This is a genomic window from Herbaspirillum sp. GCM10030257, from assembly GCF_042666555.1.
In the GTDB taxonomy this organism is placed as follows: Bacteria; Pseudomonadota; Gammaproteobacteria; order Burkholderiales; family Burkholderiaceae_D; genus Noviherbaspirillum.
On record NZ_JBHTDH010000014.1, the window covers coordinates 105,878 to 131,779 of the forward strand.

The window sequence follows — 25,902 nt, forward strand, 5'->3', positions numbered from 1 at the left end:
GGCACATAAATCAATTAGGCATGTCGCCTACCTGCCCTCAACGATTCTACTGTCTATTACTGCCACCTATCCATCTTAGTTATTTATTGCAAAATAAAATCGGAAGCCACGATGCCACGCCGCATAGCGACCGGGAATAGGCTAGAAGCCATGATGAGGGCGATGGAAGATAGCTCCATCACATTGCCTATAAGCAGCAAGAGTACATTGACCGCCAGGAATGAAGATCACGAGGATGCAGCGCCCTTCAGAAAGGCAATCAGCCATTCCTGCAGACAATCGACAAACCTCATAGAAACTCCGGACTGGAAGCGAAGTACTGTAAACCTCGTTCGACACTCTTATTATGGTAGCAGCCGCACCGTACTACCGGCGCGGCTGCTTAAGTTTTTGCGTCTGCTTACTTGATGCCAAGTGCGGCAGCTTCCTTGTTGACTGCGCCAATCAGATCCTTACCGATACGGCCTTCCATATCCTTTTGGACCGGCAACAGCACCTTACGCCATTCAGCACGCTCGTTGTCGTTCAGCACGTAGATTTCGGTCTTGCCGGATTTTTTGACAGCTTCCATTGCGGAATCGTTTTCCTGCTGTGCGATTGCGTTCGCGTAGCGGGTGGATTCTTTCATAGCGCCTTCCAGTGCGGAGCGGATATCGGCCGGCAGGCCATCCCAGAATTTTTTGTTGACGATGACGGCATAGCCGAGGTAGCCGTGGTTGGATACTGTCACATGCTTCTGCACCTCGTGCATCTTTTGCGTGTACAGATTGGACGGCGGGTTCTCTGTACCGTCGACGACGCCTGTCTGGAGCGCCTGATACACCTCGGAGAATGCCATCACCTGGGGGTTGGCGCCCAGCGCCCGCATCTGCACATCAAGCACCTTGGACGACTGGATACGCATCTTCATGCCCTTGAAGTCGGCCGGCGTCCTGAGCGGCTTGTTAGCCGACATCACCTTGAAACCGTTGTCCCAGTAAGCCAGCCCGGTAATGCCCTTGGACTCCAATTTTTTGAACAGGTCCTTGCCGATCGGGCCTTCCGTCACGCGATACAGCACTTCCTTGGTTGGGAAAATATATGGCAGATCGAATATTTCGAATTCCTTGACTCCCAGCGGACCAAACTTGGCCAGCGAGGGTGCCAGCATCTGCACGGCACCCAGTTGCAAGGCTTCGAGTTCCTCCTTGTCTTTGTACAAAGTGCTGTTCGGATACACCTCTACCTTTACCCTGCCCTTGGTTGCTTTTTCAGCAAGCACCTTGAAGCGGTCCGCAGCCTTGCCTTTTGGGGTGTCATTTGCCACCACATGACTGAATTTGATGACAATCGGCGCCTGTGCAAAGGCATTGGCACTGACTACTACCGCAGCTGCGCTAAGGCCCAGGAAGAGGGCTTTAAATTTCATTTATGTCTCCAGTTGAGCGGAAATAAATCCTTTGCGATCCATGTGTTCATTCTGTTGAGACCTAAGAGGGGTTACAAGTGTGGATAACCACAACTTTAGCGCACGTCGCGAAGCGCCTGCGACATGCACTACACTGTCAATACCGCCGTATTCCTCCATTGCTGCCTGACACCACGTGCACATGATACGCAAGCGCCTCACACAGAAATTAAGCGTCGTTTTCCCCACCCGGCGCCAGGCATGGCGCTGGCTTTTACCGATTCTGCTGGTATTGCTGTTCCTGTCGACGCTGCTGTGGCTGCCCTGGCAGACGCAACGGATGGAGGCCAGCGAGCGGCAGGAGCAGTTGATCGCCGATACGCTATGGGTGGAGCAGACGATCCGTTTTCAGCTCGGTCGCCATGAAGAAAATCTGCGGCTGATCGCTTCGGAAATTCTGGCCGGTCACCTGCCTGAACCGCGGCTGCGGGAACGGCTCGGAACGCTTGTCCGGACCAATCGCGAACTGACCCGCATCGTCCAGCTCGACAGCCAGGGCCGCATGGTGCTGTCGACCGACGATGTGCCGTTTTCGCTCAAGGACCTGTCACCAGAATCACGTCTGGCATCGGAAAACGCACGCAAATCACAAGATCCGCAGTACGCCCAGCCTGCATCAGGAGCGGGAACGACAGGGCCTGCCACACTTGACTATCACGTGCCGCTGCAGTCAGGGGACAACTATCTCGGCGAACTGGTGGCCAGCTATTCGATACCGAGCATTCTCAGTGAAATGGTGCCCTGGTGGTTTGCGCAGGACAATGAAATCAGCCTGACCGACCAGGACGACAATGTCATTGAACAGCGTGCAGCCGGCGGCCCCGGCCGTAACGTTTATACCCACCAGCGCGCGCTGGACTTGCCAGGTGTCGTGCTTACCCTGCGCACCAACAGCGTCAAGGGCGAACCCAAGCTGCTGCCCAGCCTGCTGGTCGGTTCGGTGATTACGCTGTCGCTCGGATTGCTATGGAGTCTATGGGCACTGTGGCGCGACATCAACCGGCGGCTCGCTGCCGAGGGTGCGCTTCGGCAGCAGGTAGCGTTCCGTACCGCCATGGAGAATTCGTTGATGACCGGACTACGGGCGCGCGACCTGAATGGACGTATTACCTACGTCAACCCGGCGTTCTGCCGCATGGTCGGCATTCCTGCCGACCAACTGATCGGCAAGCTGCCACCGATGCCTTACTGGGCGCCGGAAGCAATGGACGAATACAACCATCGTTTTACAAAGGTGCTGGCCGGAACCGCCACTCCCCAGTTCGAAACGATTTTTCAGCGCGCCAATGGCGAACGCTTTCCTGTCCTGATTTTCGAGTCCGCGCTGGTTGACGACAGCGGGCGGCAAACCGGATGGATGGGGTCGATCCTGGATATCTCCGACCGCAAGCAGGTCGAAGACCTGAACCGGCGCCAGCAGGAAAAGCTGCAGGCCAGTGCGCGGTTGGCCACGATGGGCGAAATTGCGTCAACCCTGGCACATGAGCTCAACCAGCCGCTAGCCGCCATTTCAAGTTACACCACCGGCGCGCTGAACCTGATCGACAGACATGCCGACCATCCCGAGCAGCTGGATCTTTCGATGCTGAAGCCGGCGCTGGAGAAGGCCGGCAACCAGGCCCAGCGCGCCGGCCAAATCATTCGCAGCGTCCATACGTTCGTCAAGCGCAGGGAACCAAGCCGCGAGCCGGTGACCGTGCAGGCGCTGGTCGATAACGTGCTGCCGCTAGTCGAACTGCAGGCCCGCCAATTCTTCGTCGCTACGCAAACGGAGCTGGAAGCTGGTCTTCCGCCAGTGCTGGCAGACCGGGTGATGCTGGAGCAGGTATTGCTCAACCTGACGCGCAACGCCATCGAGGCGATGCAGAATATCCCGCCCGAACGTCGTATCTTGCGCATCGTGGCCGAACGGGAAGCCATAACCGGATCACAGCCCAACGTGGTAATTGCGGTTATCGACAACGGCCACGGTATTCCGCAGGAAGTCTCCGAGCGTTTGTTTTCACCCTTCTTTTCGACCAAGGCAGAGGGCATGGGCATGGGCCTGAACATCTGTCGTACCGCCGTCGAATTTCATGGCGGCAAACTGCTTCATGCGGATAACCCGGGTGGCGGCACGATTTTCCGCTTCAGCTTACCGATCTTGGCCGAGGGGATGCCAGTTGCGGGAGATTCGGCGATAATCAGCGAAAGTTAATGCTGCCCGTGTTGCTTGGTTCAATGCGGCGGCGGCTGCGCACACATGACAGGATGTCCATGCATTCCGCATCACGGCAAATCCTGCGCGACCAAAGGGGACTGAATGCTGCATATTGTCGACGACGAAGAAGTGATACGCGATTCGCTGGAGTGGCTCGCACAGTCTCGTTCCATTTCCGTTGCCACATATGACAGCGGCGCTGCATTTCTCGCCGTACTCGACAAATTCAGCAGTTTCGATCCACAAGGTGAATGCGTTCTGCTTGATGTGCGCATGCCGGACATGAGTGGCGCAGCCCTGTTCGACCTGCTGACGACGCGCGGCCTGACGCAGCGGATGCCGGTCATCTTCCTGACCGGCCATGGCGATGTCCCGATGGCGGTCGACACGCTTAAACGTGGTGCCTTCGATTTTTTTGAAAAACCGTTCAACGATAACACGCTGATGGATCGGGTCGAAGAAGCCCTGGCCGCTTCCCGCGAAGCCGGCGCCATCGCAAAAGTACATGACCGGCTGGCCACGTTGTCGGCACGCGAACGTGAAGTGCTGGACCTGATCCTGGCCGGCAAGATGAACAAGGTGATCGCCGACGAACTTGGCATCAGCATGCGAACCGTCGAAGTACATCGCGCGCACATCTTCGACAAGATGAACGTCAAGACCGCGGTCGAACTGGCGCGACTGCTGAAGTAAACGGGCCAAGGCGATTTCTGCCGAAGTGGACCAGACGTAAATCGGGCTGCACAGCAGCGCATCAAGTATCGCCTAGGGGAAATCCGCTACAGCGGCGCAATGGAATCCTCGGTAACATTCCGGTTTAGGTCAGCTTTTTCCTTTTTCATGTCCATCGCCACCATCCTGTTTCCCGACTTCGCGCTCATCCTGCTGGGTTTCCTGCTAATGCGCTTTACCGATTGGGGAACTCCGTTCTGGAGCGGCCTGGAAAAGCTGATCTATTATTTCCTCTTTCCCGCATTGCTGTTCTACTCGACGGCGCGTACGCCATTCGACTTTGCCACGACTGGCAAGATGCTGCAGGTCGCGCTGCTGACCCTCACAGGCGGCATCGCACTCGGCTGGCTAGCCAAACCTTTATTTACCGTCCCGCCGATGATGTTCGAGTCCGGCGTACAGACGGCATTTCGCTTTAATTCATATATTGCCCTGGCGATTGCTTCCCGGCTTGCTGGTGAAAAGGGAACTACGCTGATGGCACTGATCATTGGTTTTGGCGTCCCGCTGTGTAATATGGCGGCGGTCCATGCGCTGGTCAGCAAAGGCGGCGGTCTGCTGAAAGAGATGGCGCGGAATCCGCTGCTGATGGCGACCGCGAGTGGCATGGCTTTCAACTTCGCCGGTCTTCAAATACCGGAAATTGTCGGCGCAACGCTGTCCCGCATGGCAAACGCGTCGATTGCCGTTGGCCTGATCGCGGTCGGCGCCGGGCTGCGCCTGTCGGGGCTGCGGGAAGCCAAAGGCATGGCGCTCTATTTCACTGCGGTCAAACTGCTGGCGCTGCCGGCGATCGCATTGATGCTGGGCCGCTGGATGAACCTTCCCGCACTGCAGTTGCAGATTGTCGTGATGTTTGCGGCGCTGCCAACCGCATCGAGTGCCTATGTCCTGGCGGCCCGCATGGGCGGCAATGGACCTTTTGTGGCATTCCTTATTTCGGGTGGGACGGTGCTGTCGGCATTCACCTTGCCAATCTGGCTCAGCCTCTCACGCTGATATCGCTGCTATCGTACAAATGACTGCCTACATCTGCAGTCTGCCCTGCTCCAGCGCCCAGGCCACATGTTCGCGCACCATGTCGGATGGATGGGTAGCACGGGTCTGCAAGGCCGTAATGAGGGGCGCGGCCTGCTCAGGGTGATGAGCCGATGCCTGGCGCAGCGCATTGCCGAGCCCGACGGCCAGGTTCCTCAGCCATCGTTCATGCCCGATTCGCCGGATCGGACTACCCTCAAGACGGCGGTTGAACTCGCCCTCCTCCCACGCAAACAGCTCGACCAGCGTGGCGGCGTCCAGCCCGTTACGCACATCGAAGTCTGGCAAGCTCGAACGCTGGGCAAATTTGTTCCATGGGCAGACCAGCTGACATTCATCGCAACCGTAAACCCGATTGCCGATCAAGGGACGCAGTTCCACCGGGATGCTGCCTTTGAGTTCGATCGTCAGATAGGAAATGCAGCGCCGGGCATCAAGGCGATAGGGACCGAGGATAGCCTGTGTCGGGCAAATATCGATACAGGCGCTGCACTGTCCGCAATGGGATGTGGCTGGCGCATCGACCGGCAGTGGCAAATCCGTGAACAGTTCGCCAAGAAAGAACATCGATCCGGCGTCGCGATTGAGTAACAGCGTATGCTTGCCGCGCCAGCCTATGCCCGACTTTTCGGCCAGTGCCACTTCCATGACCGGTGCCGAGTCGGTAAAGACGCGATAGCCGAAGTCGCCGATTTCTCCGCGTATGCGTTCGGCAAGTTGCTGGAGTCGCGAGCGCAATACCTTGTGATAGTCGCGCCCGCGCGCGTAGACGGAGATCGTGGCATTCGCCGCCTGACAGGCGTGGCGCTGTTCGTGGTCGCGCCACGCCTCGCCGGCATCCTGCGGCAGGTAATTCATGCGTGCAGTGATGACCCGCAGCGTACCCGGCACCAGTTCGGCAGGGCGGGCGCGCTTCATTCCATGGCTTGCCATATAATCCATGTCGCCGTGATGCCCCGCATCAAGCCATGCCTGTAACCCGGCCTCTTCTTGTGACAGGTCGACATCGGCAATGCCGATTTCCGCAAAGCCGAGCTCGCGCCCCCATGCTTTGATAGTCAGCGCGAGTGTGGCCAGATTGTTATCAGGTACGGTCATGACAAGGAAGTTTGCGCGATCGCGGGCAGGATGCGGATCCGGGACGGCATTCACGCCGCCACCATTGGAAGCCAACGACAAAAGAGCCATTTTACGAGATGCGGCAGTTTCACACTCATTTGCATGACGAAGCCGGCACCGCAGCCCTTGGCGCAGCGTTCGCACGCGCGCTGGCGCCGGGCCTGACGATCTACCTGCACGGCGACCTCGGCGCCGGCAAAACTGCGTTCACCAGGGCGCTGCTGCACGCGGCTGGTCATGCGGGGCATGTCAAAAGTCCTACGTATACCCTGGCGGAGCCTTACACCGTGAAGATCGGCGGACAAGCTGTCGACATCATCCATTTTGATTTGTACCGGCTTGCCAGCCCGCAGGAATTCCTGGAAGCGGGTTTTCGCGAACATTTCAACGAACATTCGATTTGCATCATCGAGTGGCCTGAAAAGGCGGAAAAGGTGTTGCCGATGCCAGACATAAACATGCATTTAAGCATTTCTGGCGAAGGTCGTGATATAAAATGTGAAGCCTTGTCCGACCAGGGTTTTCAATGTCTCGATCGTCTGAAATTTGCGCCAAACCTGTGACTTCCCCCGTGAAATCGCGTCGTCGCCGCACAATTCTTAAAGCCGGCGGCACCCTTTTCCTCTCCGTATTTTCTCCACTGCCCGCGCAAGCCGCCCAGATCATGGCGGTTCGCGTGTGGCCGGCCGAAGAATACACACGGGTGACATTGGAAAACGACACCCACCTGAAAACCAGCCATTTCATCATCAAGGACCCGGAACGCCTGGTCGTCGACATCGAAGGGCTGGAACTCAACCCTACACTCAAACAGCTGGTCGCCAAGATCCAGTCGAATGATCCCTATATCAAGCAGGTGCGGGTCGGACAAAATCGCCCGAATGTCGTGCGTCTCGTGTTTGACCTGAAGGAAGAGGTCAATCCCCAGGTGTTTACCCTGGCGCCGGTCGGCGAGTACAAGCACCGATTGATATTCGATCTCTATCCGGTCAATCCGGTCGACCCGATTGCTGCGTTGATCAACAAGGGGGAGTGGAGCCGTGAGCGTCCGGCCGAGGTCTTGCCGCCGCTCGCCGAAGCCAGGCCCGAACTCAACACTTTGCCGCAGACCGCACCAGGCGATGTCACACCGCCAAAGCCTGAGGCAAAGGCGGAACTCGACAAGCCGTCCACGTTGACGCGCATGATCACGATCGCGCTCGATCCTGGTCATGGTGGCGAAGATCCTGGCGCCTTGGGCCGCGCCGGCAGCCGCGAAAAAGATGTCGTATTGGCAATTGCCAAGCGCCTCAAGGCCAAGATCGAAGGCCAGCCTAACATGCGGGTAATGCTGACACGCGATGGCGACTTCTTTGTGCCGCTGCATGTCCGTGTCCAGAAGGCGCGCAAGGTACAGGCTGACCTGTTCGTCTCCATCCACGCCGATGCGTGGGTGGAATCGACCGCACGCGGATCCTCGGTCTTTGTGCTATCCGAAAAAGGTGCGTCGTCAACCGCAGCCCGCTGGCTGGCCAACAAGGAAAACGCGGCTGACCTGATCGGGGGCGTCAATATCAAGACGCAGGACCGGCAGCTCGCCAGGGTGCTGCTGGATCTGTCGACGACCGCGCAAATCAATGACAGCCTCAAGGTCGGCAAGGCCGTGCTGCAAGAGATCAGCGGCATTAACCGCCTGCACAAGTCGGCGGTGGAACAGGCTGGCTTCGCGGTGTTGAAGGCACCGGATATCCCAAGCATCCTGATCGAAACGGCATTCATCTCCAATCCGGAAGAAGAAGCCAAGCTGACCGATGACGCGTACCAGGATCAGATGGCAAACGCCGTATTGAAGGGTATCCAGAAATATTTCGCCCGCAACCCGCCGCTCGCCAAGAGCCGGATGATGTAATCCGGCCAGCCGGGCCAGGAAAATCGCTTTACGGCAACAACTCTGCTAATCTAAAGATCGTAAGCCTGCACACCAGGTTTGCCCCATTCTTTCGCAGTGCATCCTTTGACGAGGTTACGCCCATGATGCAAGCTACCGCCAACGTAAACACCACCTCAGCGTCTGACCCGGCGCTCGCCGCCGATGAGTATCTGGCGTTCACGCTGGGCAAGGAAGAGTATGGGATCCAGATCCTGAAGGTCCAGGAATTACGCGGCTATGAGAATCCGACGCGCATCGCCAATGCGCCTGAATTCATCAAGGGCGTGGTCAATCTGCGCGGCATTATCGTGCCTATCGTGGACATGCGTATCAAGTTCAATATCGGTGCGCCGACTTATGACCAATTCACGGTGGTCATCATTCTGAACATTGCGGGTCGCGTGGTCGGCATGGTGGTGGACAGTGTTTCGGATGTCATTACGCTTTCCCCAGGTCAGGTCAAGCCGGCCCCGGAAATGGGCACTGCGCTCAACACCGATTATCTGATTGGATTGGGGACCATTGATGAGCGCATGCTGATTCTGGTCGATATCGACAAGATGATGTCGAGTGCCGAACTGGGCCTGATTGAACAGGCAGCTGCCTGAACCGACGTCCCGTCGATGTCAAGGCAATATCAATAACGCAACACCCGGCGCGACATCTTCCATATTGCTCCGAGGGCAACCGGGATCACCGCCGCGCCGACACCGATCAACACAATGGTGTTGAGATGGTTACGGATAATTGGGATATTGCCGAAGAAATAACCTGCCGCGATTAGGCCTATCACCCAAAGCAAGGCTCCCGCGATGAAATGCAGGGAATCGCCCGGCAGGAACGCAACACGACCAGACCGGTTTCACAGAAGACGATGGCAAACAGCACTATGTAAACCAGCGGATTATTGATCAATAAACACGCCAAGGGACTTATCGATATGCAACATCATATCGAGGAATTGCATCAGACCCATGCTTTCGCCATCTGAGTTCGGCGCATCATACACCACTGCCCCGTGGAAAAATAAGCGTTGGAACGAGCTCGTGCCGCCTTGATTTGTGCACTATCGCACCAATGGTACGTGCAGTGAAGCGCTGCAGGCGACGGTATAATTCCAGCATGAATGCACCGCATCCCGTTCCTCGTCCGATACAGGCACTTTCCGACCAATTGATCTCGCAGATCGCCGCCGGCGAAGTCGTCGATCGCCCTTCTGCCGTGGTCAAGGAATTACTGGAGAACGCGCTCGATGCGGGCTCGACGCAGATTACCGTTCGCCTGGAAGAAGGCGGCGTCAAGCGCATTGCGATTACCGACAATGGTCGCGGTATTCCGCCAGACCAGTTGCCGCTCGCGCTCGCACGGCATGCGACCTCTAAGATCGCGTCGCTGAATGACTTGGAGAATGTGGGTACCTTGGGGTTTCGCGGTGAAGCGCTTGCGTCGATTGCTTCCGTGGCGCAGCTGACGTTGACATCGCGCTGCGCAGACGCGCCGCATGCCTGGGAAATTGTCGGCCACCAGACTAACCAGGTCACTCCCGCGTCGGGAGCCCAAGGTACCACGGTCGACGTGCGCGACCTGTACTACAACACACCGGCGCGTCGCAAATTCCTGAAATCCGAGCAAACGGAATTCGGGCATTGCGCGGAAGTGGTCCGGCGTATCGCGCTGTCTCGGCCCGATGTCACTTTCTCGCTGTCGCATAACGGCAAAACGATAGACCACTGGAATGTCTCGGGTGTCGAGAAGCGCAGCGCGCATATACTTGGAGAGGAATTCGCCAGTGCGCGCCTGCAACTGGACGAAAACTCAGGATCCTTACGCCTGCACGGATTTGTCGGCCTGCCGACCGCATCCAAGGCACGCGCCGATAGCCAGTATTTTTATGTCAATGGTCGCTTCGTCCGTGACAAGCTGCTGACTCATGCAGTACGTGCGGCCTATCAGGATGTGCTGCATGGCGATCGCTATCCCTGCTATGTGCTCGGACTGGACCTCGATCCCGCCCTGGTTGATGTGAACGTGCATCCGTCCAAGATCGAGGTGCGTTTCCGGGATAGCCGCGCCGTACATCAATTTGTTTTTCATGCAGTGAGTCGTGCTCTGGCCCAGACTTCGGCAACAGCATTTGGTACGGCTCCCCCGCCTGTCACGGCCACATCCGGCACGTTGGGCACATTGGGTACGTCGAGTACATCGGGCACGCTGCCGTGGGTGCGCGAACAGAAACAGACCGCTTTCAGCATGCCCTTCTCTTCCGGTGCAGGCGTGGCGCAAACCAGCGCGGCCTACGGCGCCCTGTTTTCACCTTCTTCATTTACGCCAGGCGGAACGGAAGGGCGACCTGCCGGCACGGAGACCAGAGACTCCATTCCCGAATTGCAGCGCACCTATGGCACGTCACCGGCGCAGAGCCTGCCGGATGATGAATACCCGCTTGGTTTTGCGATTGCCCAGCTGCACGGTATTTATGTCCTTGCACAAAACACGAAAGGCCTGGTGCTGGTCGACATGCATGCGGCACACGAACGCATCCTGTACGAGCATCTGAAAAATGCGCTCGATGCGGACGCCATGCAAATCCAGCCGCTGCTGATCCCGGTCACCTTTTATGCAGACCCGGTTGAAGTCGGTACTGCGGAAGAAAACCAGCAAGCCTTGCAGGCGCTTGGGTTCGACATCAGCGCGTTGTCGCCGACCACGCTGGCGGTGCGTGCCATTCCTGCCTTACTGAAAGATGCAGATGCGCAGACGCTGGCGCGCGATGTACTGCGTGATGTCCGCGAGTTCGGCGGTTCACGAGTCCTGGTCGAGCGCCGCAATGAAATGCTCGGCACCTTGGCCTGCCATACCGCCGTCCGTGCCAATCGCAGCCTGACAGTGCCGGAAATGAATGCACTGCTGCGCCAGATGGAAGCGACCGAACGCGCCGACCAGTGCAATCATGGTCGGCCGACGTGGGTGCAACTCGCCCTGTCGGACCTGGACAAGCTGTTCCTGCGCGGCCAATAAACACGTGAATACCGTCATCCGACCACTCGCGCAGTTCGCGCAAGCTCCTCTACTGCTGCTCATCATCGCCTTCATGATGCTGCAGCCTTTGTCGACCGATCTTTACCTGGCGTCGCTGCCGAGTCTGGCGAGCGGTTTCGGCGTATCGCCATCGACGGTACAACTGACGCTATCACTGTTCGTGATTGGCTTTGGCGGCGCGCAGCTGGTTATCGGACCGTTGTCCGACCGCTTCGGCCGTCGTCCCATCCTGCTCTGCGGACTTGCGCTCTATCTTGCGGCAAGCATACTGTGCGGGCTGTCGACATCGATTGCCATGCTTATTTCAGCACGCTTCCTGCAGGCACTCGGCTGCTGCGCCGCGGTCATCATTGCGCGTGCGGTGGTTCGCGATGCGTACGAACCCGAACACAGCGTACGTGTCGTGGCCAGTGCCAGCACCTGGCTGTCGCTGGCACCGATTGTCGGCCCCATCCTGGGCTCATATCTTCAGGTGACTTTCGGCTGGCGCGCCGCTTTTGCTGCGCTCGGAATCTTTTCAGCCTGCCTGTTGGCAGTGTGCGTGCGCCATATGCCCGAAACCAATATGCACAAAAATCCGCGCGCCACCGAATTATCTGGCCTGCTGGCGAATTATCGGGTGGTATTGGGTGCACGCGAATTCTGGGCACATGCGCTGCCCGGCGCTTTTTCCTACGGCGCCATCTTTGCATTTATTTCGGGATCGTCTTTCGTCCTGATCCGAGTGCTCGAGGTGCCCACCGCGTGGTTTGGCTACTGCTTTGCATTGGGCGTCTCAGGCTATATGACCGGCACTCTTGTCTGCCGCCGACTGCTGCCGCGTATTGGTGCCAATGGCGCGTTTCGTATCGGCAGCCTGGTATCCTTGCTCGCCGGCGGCAGCTTCCTGCTTACAGTGACGCTGGGCGTTGCACATTGGTCGCTGATGCTGGCCGCCATGTTTTCGACAATGCTTGCCCATGGGATCAATTTCCCGATCGCACAGTCTGGCGCAGTTTCGCCTTTTCCGGCACAGGCCGGCACGGCGGCGGGTTTAATGGGAGCGCTGTATATGAGCGTTGCTTTTGCAGTAGGCACCATCGTCGGCGCCACCCATAATGGCACGCTGTATCCACTAGCGATCATTTCCTGCATCCTGGGACTGCTGATCTTTATCTCGGTGCGCACCATTCCCGGCGCCGTCCTGAAAACCGCGTCATGAATCATTCCGCAAAGCCGCTGGCCGTGGCGATCATGGGACCAACCGCGTCTGGCAAGACCGCTGCGGCACTCGAAATTGCACGTCATCTCCCGGTCGAGATCATTTCCGTGGATTCGGCACTGGTTTTTCGGGGGATGGATATCGGCACCGCCAAACCGACACGTGAAGAACGTGCCCAGGCACCGCATCACCTGATCGACATCCTCGACCCGACTCAAGCCTATTCGGTCATGCAATTCCGCGATGACGCGATAAGGCTGGTCGCGGAAATAGCAGGTCGCGGCAAGTTGCCACTGCTGGTGGGCGGCACCATGCTTTACTTCAAGGCATTACGTGATGGTCTTGACGAATTGCCACAAGCCGACCCGGATGTACGCGCCAGACTGGATGCCGAGGCTGCACAGGTTGGCATGCCGGCCATGCATGCCAGACTTGCCACGCTCGATCCCGAAACCGCGGCACGCTTGAAACCTAACGATTCGCAGCGCATTCAGCGTGCGCTGGAGATCATCGAGCTGACCGGCCAGCCGATGTCCGAGTTGCTGGCAAAGGCTCCAAAGAGTGAGCTCCCTTTCGACCTGTTGCCGCTTTCCCTTGAGCCATCCGACCGCAGCTTGCTGCACCAACGTATCGCTGACCGCTTTCTCGCCATGCTTGAGCAGGGTGACGGCGGCCTGATCGGCGAAGTCAAGCGGCTGCGCGCGCGTGGCGACCTGCATCTTGGCCTGCCCTCGATGCGCTGTGTCGGCTATCGTCAGGCTTGGGAATACCTGGATGGCCAGTACGGGTTTGAAGCGTTGCAAGAAAAGGGGATCGCCGCCACACGCCAGCTCGCCAAGCGGCAACTGACTTGGCTGCGATCGATGCACGACCGAATCGTAGTCGACTGTATCAAGCCGGATGCATCGGCACAGATTGTTGACCAAGTGACAAATCATTTGCGACATCGGGCAACCAGTTCCACATGACAATGCCGCTCGCACATCTTGACAGACGTAATCAGAGACCGCATAATCTATGGCTATTCTGGTGATATAGCTCAGTTGGTTAGAGCACAGCACTCATAATGCTGGGGTCGGTGGTTCAAGTCCACCTATCACCACCAATTCGATGTTTTTGGAAATCCAAGAGCGTCTAAGAACCCGCGATTCTTCCTACGAGATCGCGGGTTTTTTGTTTGTTAACGTCCAAACTTGTCCGTTGACATCCTTTTTTTTTGGGGGCACGCTTGGGGGCACTCCCAAAGAATAAGAAAAGGATGCCCCCAAAATGCCAAAGCTGGTCGCACCACTGACTGAAACCCAAGTAAAAAATGCCAAACCTAAGGCCACTGCTCTTAAGGTTACTGCACGCAAGCTGTCAGACGGTGGCGGTCTCTACTTAGAAGTTACGCCTAGCGGCTCGAAGCTGTGGCGGATGAAGTACAAACAGGCTAACGGGAAGGAAAATCGTCTTTCATTCGGCTCCTACCCGGAAATATCTCTCGCAAAGGCTCGTGAAAAGCGTGCGGAGGCGCGAAGACTGATTGCCGATGGAATTGACCCAGCCGATCACCGGAATGCCCTAAAAGCCTCCAAAGCGACGGCGCATGCTAACAGCTTCGAAGCGGTCGCACGCGAATGGCTGGCGAAGAACAAGGACGGCTGGGCCAAAAGCCATCACGACAAAATACTCGGGCGCTTTGAAAAGGATGTCTTTCCATACATTGGAGAGAAGCCGATTTCAACGCTTTCCGCCCCAGAGATGCGCTCCATAACGAGTCGCATCGAGAAACGGGGCGTCTTAGAAACTGCTTACCGCGTGCAAGCGAACTGCAGCCAGGTCTTTCGCTATGCCGTAGCCACAGGTCGGGCTGACCGCGATCCCATGAGTGATCTTCGCGGCTCCTTACCGTCATTGAAAAGTCGGAGAACTCACTTCGCATCAATTACCGACCCAAAGGAAGTTAGCCCACTTCTCCGTGCCTTGGATAGTTATAAAGGCTCCCCTGCCGTCCAAGCCGCGTTAAAGCTGGCTCCATTGGTCTTCGTTCGCCCTGGAGAACTACGGGCAGCCAAATGGGCAGACTTCGACCTCGATGCTGCGGAATGGCGTTATATCGTCACGAAGACCAATACTCCGCATGTTGTTCCACTATCCACGCAGGCCATCTCGATTCTTCAGGAACTGCATCCTATTACCGGTCGTGGAACCTATCTTTTCCCAAATCCGCGATCTAGCGACAGGCCGATGAGCGACAACGCTGTTTTATCCGCGATGCGCCGTATGGGCATTTCAACTGAAGAAATGAGTGGCCATGGATTTCGGGCGATGGCCCGGACAATTCTGGACGAAGTTTTAGGATTCCGACCAGATTTCATTGAGCACCAACTCGCACATGCAGTAAGAGACCCGAACGGTCGAGCCTATAACCGCACATCCCACCTTCAGGAGCGAAAAAAAATGATGCAAGCGTGGGCGGATTATTTAGACAATCTGAAAGCAGAAAAGAGTGTAGTTACGGGCATCTTTGGCAAGGTGGCGTAGAAGTGACTAAAGAGACCCGGCTAAAAAATGCATCCCAACTTCCTGATTGGTTTGATCTTGCGAAGTATGCTGACGCCAAAGACTTGACCAGCATCGACTGGTATTGGCAAATCTCTGCACGCACTAACCTCGCCCAGCACATAAACTGGGCTATCCCTATGTCGTTCTACGAAAAACACCTGGATAACCCGACTGCAATGCGAGCGCTTAAAAACCAGCAAAACGCAGCCTCATTACTTGGCGTTACAAGAAAGACTCCAATTTTAGACATCACTACGCCGCTGCACACTGGAATTTCAATTGCCGATTTCCTTGATAAACCAAGTGCAGGAGTGAGTTATGCAACACCAGAGGACATCAACCGTCACCGCAACGACCACGACTTCATCAGGCATACGCAAGTTTCGAATGAGGTCATTGCGAATATTGACCTAGATGTCCCAGAACGGCTCTTAATCGAGAGTTTCACAACATTTATACGGCAGGCAAAGGGCCGAGGAAATGCTTCAGCAGCTATAGAAGACAGATTCCGAACGCCGAATTTTCAAGAATGGATTCGTGTCGGACTACTCCCCTATCTTGATTTAACTCTATGGAGTTTCGAAGAAGACATTACCATTCCAAATCGAGTCTATTGCAATGCGATCTTCCCTCATGCGGAGGAAGGAGAGGACGTTATACGAAAGACTACCGCGCCACTAGCCAAGCAAACCCTTGACGGTTATTTCGACAAAATTCTCGCTACTCTCCCCGCTAAAAACTAGGTAGTGCTAAAAATCCGGAAAGTTTTTGCAAAGAATCCTTCCGGAAACATCCAAGACTCTTCACGGCTCGAAAATAATTCACGCGCCCGTCAAGATGCAGCCATGTTCAACAACGCACAAAGGAGTGCAACATGGCTCAAGATTTCATCCTCCGTCTTCCAGATGTTATTGCTCGCACTGGCTTGCGCAAATCTAGCATCTACAACGCCATCAAAGCCGGTCAATTTCCCTCCCACGTCTCATTAGGCCTCCGTGCGGTTGGCTGGCGCTCTTCTGAAATCGATGCATGGATCGAAAGTCGTACCGCAATGGTCCGCAAATGATGACTGCTATTAGGCAGTGAATATTGAAATCAATTTCAAACAGATTCCTTCGAATATTCACTGAGGTCTATTAGCAGGCCAGGGGTACGTAAATATATCGATAGAAATAGGTATAGCGAGTATGGCTATGTTCAGTATGGGATTATTTGTAGATCGATTAAGTGTGACACTGGAAGTTCCTATGCCCGAAAGAGAGGAAACCAAGGCTCGCCTTGAATCGCTTAGTGATGATGGCGTAATAGACAAAGAGCAGTACCGTTCTAGTAAACTTCTTATTGGCTATAGGAAGGCATTTCGGATTCCACTGGGTGAAGGCTACTCATGCGTGCTTCAAATCGAGCCATATGGCAAATATAAGAGCAGTCGCTATATGCGACTCGAATGGAATCCGCATCGCGCAGGCCGCGTCGCGCCGAATCCATCAGAATTTATAAAAGATGTTTTGCGTTACTGTGTTCCATCGTATACGGAAGACTATTTGTTGAACGGTAGATACACGCGACTGGATTTCGCTTTCGACCTATATCGAGTTCCGGTTGAGTCAATAATTGTTTTTACTATGCTGCGTCGTTCAGTCTCTGGGCGCTACTACTCGCCGAGGGAAGTTTATGACAAAACCGGCTACCTAAATTCTCAAGAAATCGGCGATCCAGAGAGTGACAGGTATCTACTCATCTACGACAAAAGAGCCGAGCGGATTTATCGCAAATTCGAGGGAAACGATGAGGCATATTGGAGGTTATTAAATGGATCTTCTGCCCGAAGACTGACTCCCCTAACCCGATTTGAGATTCGACTTAGAGACATTAATGACATTCGAGATTTCGTCCATAACGGCGAGAATCCATTTCAGAACTACGAAGTTCAGGTATTTGAAAACCTTCCACTCGTACAGGACGATTTTTTTCGAAGCCTTCTCATAGACGCAGCAAAACGGGCAGGGGCGTACGCCGTGGTTTCGCGAGAGAAGGATCGGCGCAAGCGCCAGCAACTTAAAAACTTTCTTTTGGAAGGGCCTTCGCCAAATTGGTGGAATCCCGAGCACCTTTGGGAAAATGCCCATGCTGCAATCGCGAAAGCAATTGGACACCCAGACGCATTCGTTCGATAGACAGGTGCTATCCATATTAAAGCCCGAAAAGCTTATTTGTTACCAAAACCTGCAATTTTATGAAATCGATTACAAAAATCGAGCGTGTAAATTTGTGATTCGACCAAACCAAAGGTGCAGCAGCTTTTTGCCCTGAATCCGATTTCTAATTGACCCTTATCAAATTTTTCGTCAACGAAGGGATCAAGAGGTAACTGATAGCTGCGTGTCCACTATTAACTCTGTAATCCGAGCCACCCTCCGGGTATCCGTTGCAGAAAACACAGAGCACTTTTACAACTCCCTATGATTCTGTTACATTTTAGCAACCATAACGTATAACAAGAGAGGGGCTGTGTACGACCAGTCGTTTTGCAGGAAGACTCTAGAGCGTGAAATCCGAAAGAGCGACTTCCGAAGAATCCCAGCGAAAGACCAAGCTGCTTTTAAAGAAAAGCTTCTCACTCTGGCCTTAAATGCGGCGAACAGCTACTTCTTGCCGCCTCCTCACATTGGAACCGCAAATCTACTAACAGCTTTTCCACTCGAAGGTAAGACCGTCTTCGGGTTTGCAAAACTTTCTGACGAAATCGTCGCTCGTAAGCTACGTACGAACATCAAGAGAGCGACGAAGGTCTTAACTCGTGGGCGCTCTCAAATAGTTGCAAATTTGCAGTTACTTCTCGAAGAGGGGATACCCTATAAAGTTTATCGTTTTGATGTAAAGAGCTTCTATGAATCATTCAACCGTGAAAATGTTCTTAAAGCTGTAAACGAGTTACCTAAGTTAAGCCCCCATAGCAAAACGCTAGTCGCCGCAATATTAAGAAATCATGAACTTATTGGAGGCTATGGGTTACCACGTGGACTAGCATTAAGCGCCGTTCTATCCGATTGGCTCATGCAAGAATTTGATTCAATGGTCGCAGGACATGACGACGTTTTCTTTTATTCGAGATTCGTCGACGACATCATAGTTCTTACCTCAGCGCGAGAGGACTCTGTACTCTTCTCAACCTGGATTGAACGCATCCTACCAAATGGCTTAACCCTAAATGCAATAAAAAGTGATGTCTTTTCAGCAGACAAGAGAGTCAGTCCAGCAAAGGCACCAGCAATACCCCCGCATATTTTGCAGTTCGATTATCTTGGCTATTCATTTTCAGTGAACGAACCGCCACTAAATACCAAAGTTAAAAGTGGTGCACATGCAAGGCACGTTGTTGCAGATGTCGCAAGCGGCAAGATTCGCAAGCTTAAAAAGCGAATTGTTAGGTCATTCCTCGACTACGCTACGACTTCGAACTGGAGCCTTCTAATCGATAGAATCAAGTTTTTAACGCAGAACTTCAGTGTGTATAACCCTAAAGTTGGCGGGAAAAAGCTTGCGGGCATTTATCACAGCTATCCCCAGGTCTCGCAAGATGCGAAAGGCTTGAAGGAACTAGACCGATTCCTTCGCAATTCTATCTTGTCAAAGACTGGAAGAGTTTCAAGCATGACATCTGCCGTCCTCAACGCACAGCAGAAGCGCCAATTACTCTCACAGAGCTTTGTTCGCGGACACAATAAAAAGACATTTGTCCACTTCTCGGCAGCACGTATATCCCAAATTCAAAAATGCTGGCTTAATTGAGGGAAAAAGTGAAAGCAAAGCATAAGATTAAGCGCAGCGACTACAACCGAATTCTCGTCACCGAGACACTTCCTTTTGAAACTCCAATAATTTTTTCGAATGACGGCCTCTATGACAGAATCAAGGAAATTGAGTCTACGGGTGCTGTACAAAGAACTATTACGGAAGCACTAGTCCTAGGGGAAGGTCATCCCTCCTCTGTTAACTCAACAATTCCTTATAACTACAAAATTAAGAAAAACTTCGTTGAGTTTCGGCGACTATCACTACTACATCCGCTCTCACAATGGCAAATCAAGAACTTTTATCAAAAGTATGAACGCCTAATTCTTCACTACTGCTCAGAAGGTGTTGGCTCAATCCGATCGCCTCAGAGTATTGCGGGAAGTTTCTACAATAAGAGTTCTTGGGAAAAAATTAATCAGTACAAGAACGGAAATGTCTCACTCTCTTCGCTAGATAGGTATTCTAAGCATGCGCCATCATATTTCTCTTATCGAGGATACGACCGTTTATATAAGTTCTTCAATTCGAAAGATTACTTTTCGCTGGAAAAGAGATTCGCAGTCCTAGTAACGTTGGACGTATCAAAATGCTTTGATAGCATCTATACTCATTGCCTGTCTTGGGCTGTTAAAGACAAGCGTTTTACAAAGCAAAACGTCGCAGTCTCTTCTACATTTGGCCAAGACTTTGATGCAGTCATTCGACATGGCAATCACAATGAAACTAATGGTATCCCCATTGGCCCCGAAGTGAGTCGGATTTTCGCCGAGATCCTATTTCAAGAGATAGATAAGCGCGTCATAGCCCGACTAAGTAATCGTACATTCGGTATTCACTATACATTTCGCCGTTACGTCGACGACGTGTTTATCTTCGCGGACAACGATAAGGAAGCAAAACTTGTCTATGACACTTATTCGGATATCTTGGTGTCGTTTAATTTGCATGCAAACATAGCAAAGTCTCTTACCTTTCACCGCCCATTTGTTACGACGAAGTCGAGATTAATTTACGAAGCAGGGAAACAGGCAAACGACTTTTTTGATAAATTTTTAAGTCAAATCGGGCTGAACTCTCTAGCTCCTAAACCGGTATTTTCACGTTGGAGACTCACCAAAAGCTATATCGACTCAGTCAAGGCGCTGTGTTCGTATAGCGAGGCGAATTACGATGAAGTCGCTTCGTTCTTGATCTCGGTAATCACTGAACGCGTAAAAAAGCTGGTAAATGTCACGGACGAGGACGTAGTGGGTGCAGAAGAGCCTTACCTACATTCGTTAGAGGTCTTGCTAGACGTTCTATTTTTTCTATATAGCGTTGCCCCTTCGGTTGGAGCATCTTACAAATTAAGCACCTCGATTATCCTCATATTTCGATTCACCAAGAAGTATCTCTGCGATCAAGTGGCTACAGTTTCGCAAAGAATTTATGAACTCTCGTCTACTCTTTTATTAGATCAATGCGGAAAGCCTCATGGTGAGGGCGTGGAAGGATTTATTCATCTGGAATGCCTCAACATTGTCTTGGCGATCCGTGAACTTGGCGACAACTACCTTCTTCCTGAAGATGTCCTTGATAATTTGTTCATTAAGAATAGAAACCTTACTTACTTTACGATTGTCTCCTGCCTTTTTTATATCCGGGACCATGCCCAGTATGAACGTGTGAGAAAAGGTATTCTGAATCAAGTAGATCAGAAACTCGGGAAGTTGTCTGACATTTTATTTGATGCAGAAAAGGCATACCTTTTTCTAGATATGTTGTCTTGTCCATTTGTCGAACAGCATACAAAAGCCAGATGGATAAAGGACGTCTACGCCGTGCTCCAAAAGGGTCTCCCACTCTCGCATGAAATTGACTCATTTTTTCATGCCGCTGCTACAACGCATTGGCAGGTTGACTGGGCTGATGTTGATCTTCTAAATTCTTTAGAAAAGAAGGAGTTGAAACAAGCCTATGAATGAGGTAGCCTCTGAACTTGAAAGATGAACGAAGTTCCTCCTCATTTGGCAGTTCGCATTTGCAATGGGCTACCCTAAAAAGTAGCTTTTCGACCCTAAAGTCGCTATCCCCCGGCAGGAGGATAGGGAGTTATGCAGTCTGAGCGGTGGCGTTAGCCATCCACACACTCAGGAACTTCTTCATCTTTCACCTACAACCGTTCCCTTCCACCCTTGTTATGCCGGTTTAGTTTTAGGGCATTTTTTGGGGCATTTACATAAACACCTATTGAACTTATTGTTATTTTTCAATGAGATATTGAGTCTATTCAAGGGAACCTATCACCACCAAATACTAAAGGCCGTAACCTGTCAAATGGGTTACGGCCTTTTGCTTTGTATGACCGTTAGGCCGGCGGTTCGTGGACGGCAATCCTGATCGTATTGGACCGGTCGCCGGATTGCGATATTGAGACCAAAACTGTCGGGGATATGGATTCCATCACCGGTGGACTGCCACAGTTCCATATTCTCCCAAGTTCCTCTGACACTGGATACGCTCTACATCGCTTTTTCCCTATGCGCTGATTCTGGCCGCGATCGCGCTGATCCAGTCGCTGTTGACCCTCAACCTGATTGACGACATCACGAACACACGAGGCAAGCCAAACCGCGAGTGTCTGGCGCAAGGCACCGCCAATGTGGTTGGGCACTTCTTTGCGACGATGAGCGGATGCGCAATGATCGGGCAGAGCATGATCAGCATTACAACGGGGCACGGCAAAGATTGTCGGGTCTGGTGGTCGCTGTTTTCTGCTCGGTTTCATCTTGTTTCTCTCCCACTGGATCGAGATGATCCCGCTGGCCGCGCTCGTTGGACTCATGTTTGTTGTCTGTGAGAAGACATTTGGATGGAGCAGTCTCTAGGCGTTGCGCAAGATCCCAAAACAGGATGCGATGATCGCGGCGGACGTCACGATCATCATCGTGCTGACGGATCTGGTCATCGCTGTTTTTGCCGGCGTCGTGTTTGCGTCGCTCGTGTTCGCATGGCAGCACGCCAAACAGATCCAGGCAAAGGCGATGATTGCCTTGAACTGCTGGACAAGGCAAAGGTATGGTGGAGGTCAATGAGTTTGAAGACCCGCACTACCATATCGCGGATAACAAACTTGGCTGATTGTTATGGCCGTCAATGAATGGCCGGCAAACCATACTATGGCGCCGGTTTCCCTGTGCAGTCGAAGCGGTAGGTGCTCTCGCCCTGTCCATCCCGTTTCAGGGTGAGCTCGACCTGGCAATTGGCATCCGGTTGCACGCTTACTGTTACCTGACCAAGTCGTGTGGGTCGTGCGGCGAGCGCGGTAATCTGCCCTTGCTGGCTGATGCGCGAAGTGCCGGCACCCGCCTGCTGAAGCACATCCATCCTGAAACCGAGCCGGACGTCATTAACGCTCTTGACATAGGGGACCATCACCATTTTCCCGCCGCCGGGAGTCGAGTCCAGCCAGACTTGAAGGTCTGCATCTGCCACCATGATGTAATTCCTTTAGAACGATGGTAAAAAGGCGGGCATATTATGCCCGCCTTCAAAGTCCGCCAGCCTCGCATCAGTGAGGCTCAACGCTCAACTATTAGTGCTGCCAGATAGCTGCATGGTTTGTGTTGCCAACCTGATTGATCGATGCAACATGACCATTTCCGGTTTGCAGGATAGCAGCAGTATTACGTGCCGCGTAGCTTGCGCCATCGCCATGCTGCGCGATAGTAGCGAAGCTGCCATTGCCGGCCTGTGCAACATTAGCATAGCTCCAATCACCAGTTTGTGCGATCGATGCATTCAATGCGTTACCACCGCCCTGATTGATCGAGCCATCATTGTTGTTGCCTGCCTGAACAATCTTCGCTGAAGAATTGGCTGCATTGTTCTGTGCTACCGATGCAGTGTTCAATGTGCCATCCTGTGCGATGGTTGCGGAACTGTTGTTACCGCCGTTTTGCGTGATTGTTGCGGTCTGGAACGAGCCATTCTGATAGACCGATGCGATATCCTTGTAGCCATTGGTCTGCGTAACGTTCGCGAGATTGCTATTGCCCAGCTGGGTGATACTTGCATCGAACAAACCTTGTACCACACCGCCACCTGGGGAAACGGTACCACCACTCTGGTGAATGCCTGCAACCTGATTGTTACCGGACTGGTCGATCGTTGCCTTGCTAAAGTCAGCCAAACCGCCTTGTGTAATGTTTGCAGTTTGCACCGCACCGGATTGGTTAATAGATGCGTTGCTCGACCATGTATTCGTCTGCAGAACGTTGGCCTTGCTGCCGCTTCCCGATTGCGTCACCGTTGCACTGCCTTCTTTTGTGCCAGCATTCTGGTTGATAACGGCACTCTGGTTATCACCAGTTTGCGTCACGGTCGCGGTCTGGTTGTAGGTGTTGTTCTGGTTTACCAGCGCATTGCTCTGATAACCGTTTGACTGCGTAACCTTCGCTACGTTGGCATTGCCGCCAGTCTGGTTGACGTTGGCGGTGAACTTGCCTTCAGAAACAGCGCCGCCGGGGAAATAGCTTGCGCCGCTCTGATTGACGGTGGCATTTTGGTTGCTGCCGGACTGGAACACGTTGGCGTTGCTGTAATCAGCCAGACCGCCTTGGGTCACGTTTGCAGTGTTCGAAGAATCGAACTGCATGACAGTAGCGTTGCTGAACCAGGTATTGGTTTGAAGAACGTTTGCCTTGTTGTCGCTGCCGGCTTGGGTGATGACAGCGCTGCCATCGTGCGAGCCAGCGTTCTGCGTCACCGATGCTGCCTGGCCGTTACCGGACTGAGTCACTTGTGCAGATTGGTTCTGCACGCCGTCCTGCAATACCGTCGCGGTGTTGCCGGCGGCGGAGCCATCAACCTGGTTGACGATCGCAGTGCTGTTGACGGAATTAACGGTTGTGACAGTAGCCGTCTGGTTTGCACCGCTCTGGTTAACCAGCGCATTGTTGGCGGAACCGGACTGGGTGATGGCAGCATTCTGGCTGCTACCGGTCTGTGTTGCCACAGCCTGGTTGGCATCACCGGATTGGGAAGCAGTCGCCTTGCTGTTTGTGGCGGCATCTTGCGTGATACCAGCAACGTTGCCGTTGCCATTCTGGTCGATTGCGGCAATCACGGCGCTGCTATTCTTTTGCAGGATACCTGGTACGGATGCCGGATCGCTTGGAGTTGCGCCCGGCACGCCGGCCTTGTTGCCGTTACCATTCTGTGTGATTGCTGCGGACGAACCTGACACAGCGTTTTGTTCAATGTATGCGTCGTTGCCGGAACCGGTCGACGAGATGGTCGCCTGTGCAAAGGCGGGAGATGCAGAGTATGCGAGGCTGATACCGAGTGCGAGTGCTGTCAGTTTAATTTTCAATTCATTCTCCTAAATGATAAGGGCTGTAATGCTGAGGTGATCTAGTGCCCCTAGTACTGGACCACCCTTGCTGCAAGACCGTTTCCATGCTGCTGTACCAACAGGTTTGGACTGAGCGGATTTTGTTGAATGTTGACTACGTTGCGGTTGCCGGCCTGCTCGATCGCTACACGATTGGCATCCCCGATTTGCGCCACGTTGGCGCGATTCGCACGCCCCGCCTGGACAAGACTGATGTCGTTGCCGCTTCCCGACTGACTGGAAGCAAACTGGTTTGATTTGCCGTTTTGGATTGCGTCAACTTCATTACCGTAGCCACTCTGACTGACCTGTCCGGAGTGCTGGTTTCCTTGTTGTCTGAGGATGGCGTCATTCAGATCACCGACTTGGCTGATGCGCGCCTGATGACCATGCGAGTTACCAGGCGTCAGTTCGGCAGGACCGAGTTCGGAGCGGGCGGCCATGTCTGTGGCGGATGCGAGCAATGCACCAGTCAGTCCTATCGCCAGGATGGCGGTATGTGCCGCTGTCCGGATTGCGCGGGCAGCGCGAGACAAAGTAATACGCATGGCGATGGCCATCACGGTACCTTTCATATAATGGTGAAAAGAATGAGAATTGGCCTAGTGGCCGACCATGCTGTCGTATTCGACTTCTGCGATGGGCACCTCGTCGAGCTGGCTCAGGTATTCGCTCTTTTCCTTCAGATAGGCTTGCAAGATGGGAGAGTGCCAGTCGTCTTCACTCTTGAGCGCCCACATCTTGTCCTGCAGCCCCTGCACAATCAGATGAGCCACCCCAGCTTCGATCGCTTCCTTGACACAGAGCTGGGAAGGTTCGTTGCGGGTATATCCTGCTTCCAGTTCGAGCAGTTCCTTGAAGTTCACGAAGCGAAACACGCCGGTCGACAATTCATAGGAATAGATGGTCTTGGTCGTCGAGACTGCGTTGAGAATCTGGCCGCTGCGTATATCCACCGTCCGCAGAGTCACAGTGACCTGATCTACCCGGTATTGCGACTTTGCACCGACGCCGAGATACCGGGCACCTGCGCCGCCGGTTCGGACATTGGTTTCGTATGCGACGATACCGCCCTCAATCAGGATGGTTGCCGGAACCAGCGCCGGAAGGTTGATCTGAAGGTTCTTGTCCTGAGGCGTCTCAAGGGCGCGGACGATTTTGCGTTCGGTCAGGAGGTTTTGCAGATTTTCTCGCTCGACCGGCGTGAACCAACCGGAATCCTTGAGCGCTTTCACCAGCATTGATGCCGCACCTTGAGTCACGGTTGTCGAGAACGAACTGTCCGGTGCAGGTTTGTATTGTCCGGTTTGATCACGGAAGCCATAGACGGCGGCAACCACCTTGCCCTTCGGTTCTGGCAGGCGCAGCAGATCGCGTGTGACGCGGGTCGGCGGTGTCAGCTTTGCATTAGCGGCGACATTGGATGGTGATTGCATCAACGCGCATCCTGTCAGGCCTAGCAAAAGTGTGCTGCACAATAAAGTCTTGGAGCAAGCAA

At 53.7% G+C, this 25,902-nt stretch carries 23 protein-coding genes, 1 tRNA gene and 1 pseudogene; 18 read left to right on the top strand and 7 right to left on the bottom strand.

Going from position 1 to position 25,902, the window contains the following annotated elements:
- Nucleotides 1–400: 400 nt before the first annotated feature.
- The gene (locus ACFQUU_RS19800; protein ID WP_382249842.1) at nucleotides 401–1,408 is read right to left on the bottom strand and encodes a TRAP transporter substrate-binding protein; all 1,008 of its coding nucleotides are present in this window, start codon (nucleotides 1,406–1,408) and stop codon (nucleotides 401–403) included.
- A gap of 181 nt (nucleotides 1,409–1,589) precedes the next feature.
- Between ACFQUU_RS19800 and ACFQUU_RS19805 the strand changes: the two genes are divergently transcribed.
- From ACFQUU_RS19805 to ACFQUU_RS19815, 3 genes are all read left to right on the top strand, one after another.
- The gene (locus tag ACFQUU_RS19805; RefSeq protein ID WP_382249843.1) at nucleotides 1,590–3,644 is read left to right on the top strand and encodes an ATP-binding protein; all 2,055 of its coding nucleotides are present in this window, start codon (nucleotides 1,590–1,592) and stop codon (nucleotides 3,642–3,644) included.
- Between the two features lie 105 nt (nucleotides 3,645–3,749).
- Nucleotides 3,750–4,340 carry a response regulator transcription factor gene (locus tag ACFQUU_RS19810; RefSeq protein WP_382249844.1) on the top strand — a complete coding sequence of 197 codons (591 nt, stop codon included), beginning with the start codon at nucleotides 3,750–3,752 and terminating at the stop codon, nucleotides 4,338–4,340.
- 147 nt (nucleotides 4,341–4,487) lie between these two features.
- On the top strand, nucleotides 4,488–5,378 hold the full coding sequence (locus tag ACFQUU_RS19815; RefSeq protein ID WP_382249845.1) for an AEC family transporter: 891 nt from the start codon (nucleotides 4,488–4,490) through the stop codon (nucleotides 5,376–5,378).
- A 27-nt stretch (nucleotides 5,379–5,405) separates the two neighbouring features.
- Here the strand turns inward: ACFQUU_RS19815 and queG are convergent, their stop codons facing one another.
- The gene (gene queG / locus ACFQUU_RS19820; RefSeq protein ID WP_382249882.1) at nucleotides 5,406–6,515 is read right to left on the bottom strand and encodes a tRNA epoxyqueuosine(34) reductase QueG; all 1,110 of its coding nucleotides are present in this window, start codon (nucleotides 6,513–6,515) and stop codon (nucleotides 5,406–5,408) included.
- A 98-nt stretch (nucleotides 6,516–6,613) separates the two neighbouring features.
- Here queG and tsaE point away from each other — a divergent pair, with 98 nt between their 5' ends.
- The 3 genes from tsaE to ACFQUU_RS19835 all read left to right on the top strand — a co-directional run bounded on the left by tsaE (nucleotide 6,614) and on the right by ACFQUU_RS19835 (nucleotide 9,053).
- The gene (gene tsaE / locus ACFQUU_RS19825) at nucleotides 6,614–7,099 is read left to right on the top strand and encodes a tRNA (adenosine(37)-N6)-threonylcarbamoyltransferase complex ATPase subunit type 1 TsaE (RefSeq protein ID WP_382249846.1); all 486 of its coding nucleotides are present in this window, start codon (nucleotides 6,614–6,616) and stop codon (nucleotides 7,097–7,099) included.
- Entirely contained in the window at nucleotides 7,063–8,424 is a 1,362-nt protein-coding gene (locus ACFQUU_RS19830) for an N-acetylmuramoyl-L-alanine amidase (RefSeq protein WP_382249847.1), read from the top strand. The genes tsaE and ACFQUU_RS19830 overlap by 37 nt, the downstream gene beginning before the upstream one ends.
- A gap of 125 nt (nucleotides 8,425–8,549) precedes the next feature.
- The gene (locus tag ACFQUU_RS19835; RefSeq protein ID WP_382249883.1) at nucleotides 8,550–9,053 is read left to right on the top strand and encodes a chemotaxis protein CheW; all 504 of its coding nucleotides are present in this window, start codon (nucleotides 8,550–8,552) and stop codon (nucleotides 9,051–9,053) included.
- A gap of 29 nt (nucleotides 9,054–9,082) precedes the next feature.
- On the opposite strand, the pseudogene ACFQUU_RS19840 reads toward ACFQUU_RS19835, so the two are convergent.
- Nucleotides 9,083–9,421, bottom strand: a pseudogene (locus ACFQUU_RS19840) (hypothetical protein).
- Between the two features lie 146 nt (nucleotides 9,422–9,567).
- Here ACFQUU_RS19840 and mutL point away from each other — a divergent pair.
- The 12 genes from mutL (at nucleotide 9,568) to ACFQUU_RS19900 (ending at nucleotide 22,104) form a co-directional block, all read left to right on the top strand.
- Nucleotides 9,568–11,463 (top strand): DNA mismatch repair endonuclease MutL, encoded by a 1,896-nt coding sequence (mutL, locus tag ACFQUU_RS19845; RefSeq protein WP_382249848.1) that lies wholly within the window; start codon nucleotides 9,568–9,570, stop codon nucleotides 11,461–11,463.
- A gap of 4 nt (nucleotides 11,464–11,467) precedes the next feature.
- Nucleotides 11,468–12,685, top strand: a complete 1,218-nt coding sequence (locus ACFQUU_RS19850) for a multidrug effflux MFS transporter (protein ID WP_382249849.1) — start codon at nucleotides 11,468–11,470, stop codon at nucleotides 12,683–12,685.
- A complete protein-coding gene (miaA, locus tag ACFQUU_RS19855; protein WP_382249850.1) occupies nucleotides 12,682–13,653 on the top strand; it encodes a tRNA (adenosine(37)-N6)-dimethylallyltransferase MiaA in 972 nt (323 codons plus the stop codon). Before ACFQUU_RS19850 ends, miaA begins: the two co-directional genes overlap by 4 nt.
- A gap of 60 nt (nucleotides 13,654–13,713) precedes the next feature.
- Nucleotides 13,714–13,790 (top strand) — tRNA-Met (locus ACFQUU_RS19860).
- 164 nt (nucleotides 13,791–13,954) lie between these two features.
- Nucleotides 13,955–15,211 (top strand): tyrosine-type recombinase/integrase, encoded by a 1,257-nt coding sequence (locus ACFQUU_RS19865; protein WP_382249851.1) that lies wholly within the window; start codon nucleotides 13,955–13,957, stop codon nucleotides 15,209–15,211.
- Nucleotides 15,212–15,213: 2 nt separating this feature from the next.
- Nucleotides 15,214–15,975: a DUF6387 family protein gene (locus ACFQUU_RS19870; RefSeq protein ID WP_382249852.1), complete on the top strand. Its 762-nt coding sequence runs from the start codon at nucleotides 15,214–15,216 to the stop codon at nucleotides 15,973–15,975.
- 131 nt (nucleotides 15,976–16,106) lie between these two features.
- Complete coding sequence (locus tag ACFQUU_RS19875) at nucleotides 16,107–16,298, top strand: helix-turn-helix transcriptional regulator (RefSeq protein ID WP_382249853.1); 192 nt, start codon at nucleotides 16,107–16,109, stop codon at nucleotides 16,296–16,298.
- Between the two features lie 181 nt (nucleotides 16,299–16,479).
- Entirely contained in the window at nucleotides 16,480–17,409 is a 930-nt protein-coding gene (locus ACFQUU_RS19880; protein WP_382249854.1) for a hypothetical protein, read from the top strand.
- Between the two features lie 334 nt (nucleotides 17,410–17,743).
- Nucleotides 17,744–19,024 carry an antiviral reverse transcriptase Drt3a gene (gene drt3a, locus ACFQUU_RS19885; RefSeq protein WP_382249855.1) on the top strand — a complete coding sequence of 427 codons (1,281 nt, stop codon included), beginning with the start codon at nucleotides 17,744–17,746 and terminating at the stop codon, nucleotides 19,022–19,024.
- 8 nt (nucleotides 19,025–19,032) lie between these two features.
- Nucleotides 19,033–20,994, top strand: a complete 1,962-nt coding sequence (gene drt3b, locus ACFQUU_RS19890; RefSeq protein WP_382249856.1) for an antiviral reverse transcriptase Drt3b — start codon at nucleotides 19,033–19,035, stop codon at nucleotides 20,992–20,994.
- Nucleotides 20,995–21,524: 530 nt separating this feature from the next.
- The gene (locus ACFQUU_RS19895; protein WP_382249884.1) at nucleotides 21,525–21,869 is read left to right on the top strand and encodes a SulP family inorganic anion transporter; all 345 of its coding nucleotides are present in this window, start codon (nucleotides 21,525–21,527) and stop codon (nucleotides 21,867–21,869) included.
- A 31-nt stretch (nucleotides 21,870–21,900) separates the two neighbouring features.
- Nucleotides 21,901–22,104 (top strand): hypothetical protein, encoded by a 204-nt coding sequence (locus tag ACFQUU_RS19900; protein ID WP_382249857.1) that lies wholly within the window; start codon nucleotides 21,901–21,903, stop codon nucleotides 22,102–22,104.
- A gap of 82 nt (nucleotides 22,105–22,186) precedes the next feature.
- On the opposite strand, the gene csgH is transcribed toward ACFQUU_RS19900, so the two are convergent.
- From csgH to ACFQUU_RS19920, 4 genes are all read right to left on the bottom strand, one after another.
- Complete coding sequence (gene csgH / locus ACFQUU_RS19905) at nucleotides 22,187–22,507, bottom strand: curli-like amyloid fiber formation chaperone CsgH (protein ID WP_382249858.1); 321 nt, start codon at nucleotides 22,505–22,507, stop codon at nucleotides 22,187–22,189.
- A gap of 97 nt (nucleotides 22,508–22,604) precedes the next feature.
- Nucleotides 22,605–24,383 carry a beta strand repeat-containing protein gene (locus tag ACFQUU_RS19910; RefSeq protein ID WP_382249859.1) on the bottom strand — a complete coding sequence of 593 codons (1,779 nt, stop codon included), beginning with the start codon at nucleotides 24,381–24,383 and terminating at the stop codon, nucleotides 22,605–22,607.
- A gap of 50 nt (nucleotides 24,384–24,433) precedes the next feature.
- The gene (locus tag ACFQUU_RS19915) at nucleotides 24,434–24,952 is read right to left on the bottom strand and encodes a hypothetical protein (protein WP_382249860.1); all 519 of its coding nucleotides are present in this window, start codon (nucleotides 24,950–24,952) and stop codon (nucleotides 24,434–24,436) included.
- 54 nt (nucleotides 24,953–25,006) lie between these two features.
- A complete protein-coding gene (locus tag ACFQUU_RS19920) occupies nucleotides 25,007–25,840 on the bottom strand; it encodes a CsgG/HfaB family protein (protein WP_382249861.1) in 834 nt (277 codons plus the stop codon).
- Between the last annotated feature and the right edge of the window lie 62 nt (nucleotides 25,841–25,902).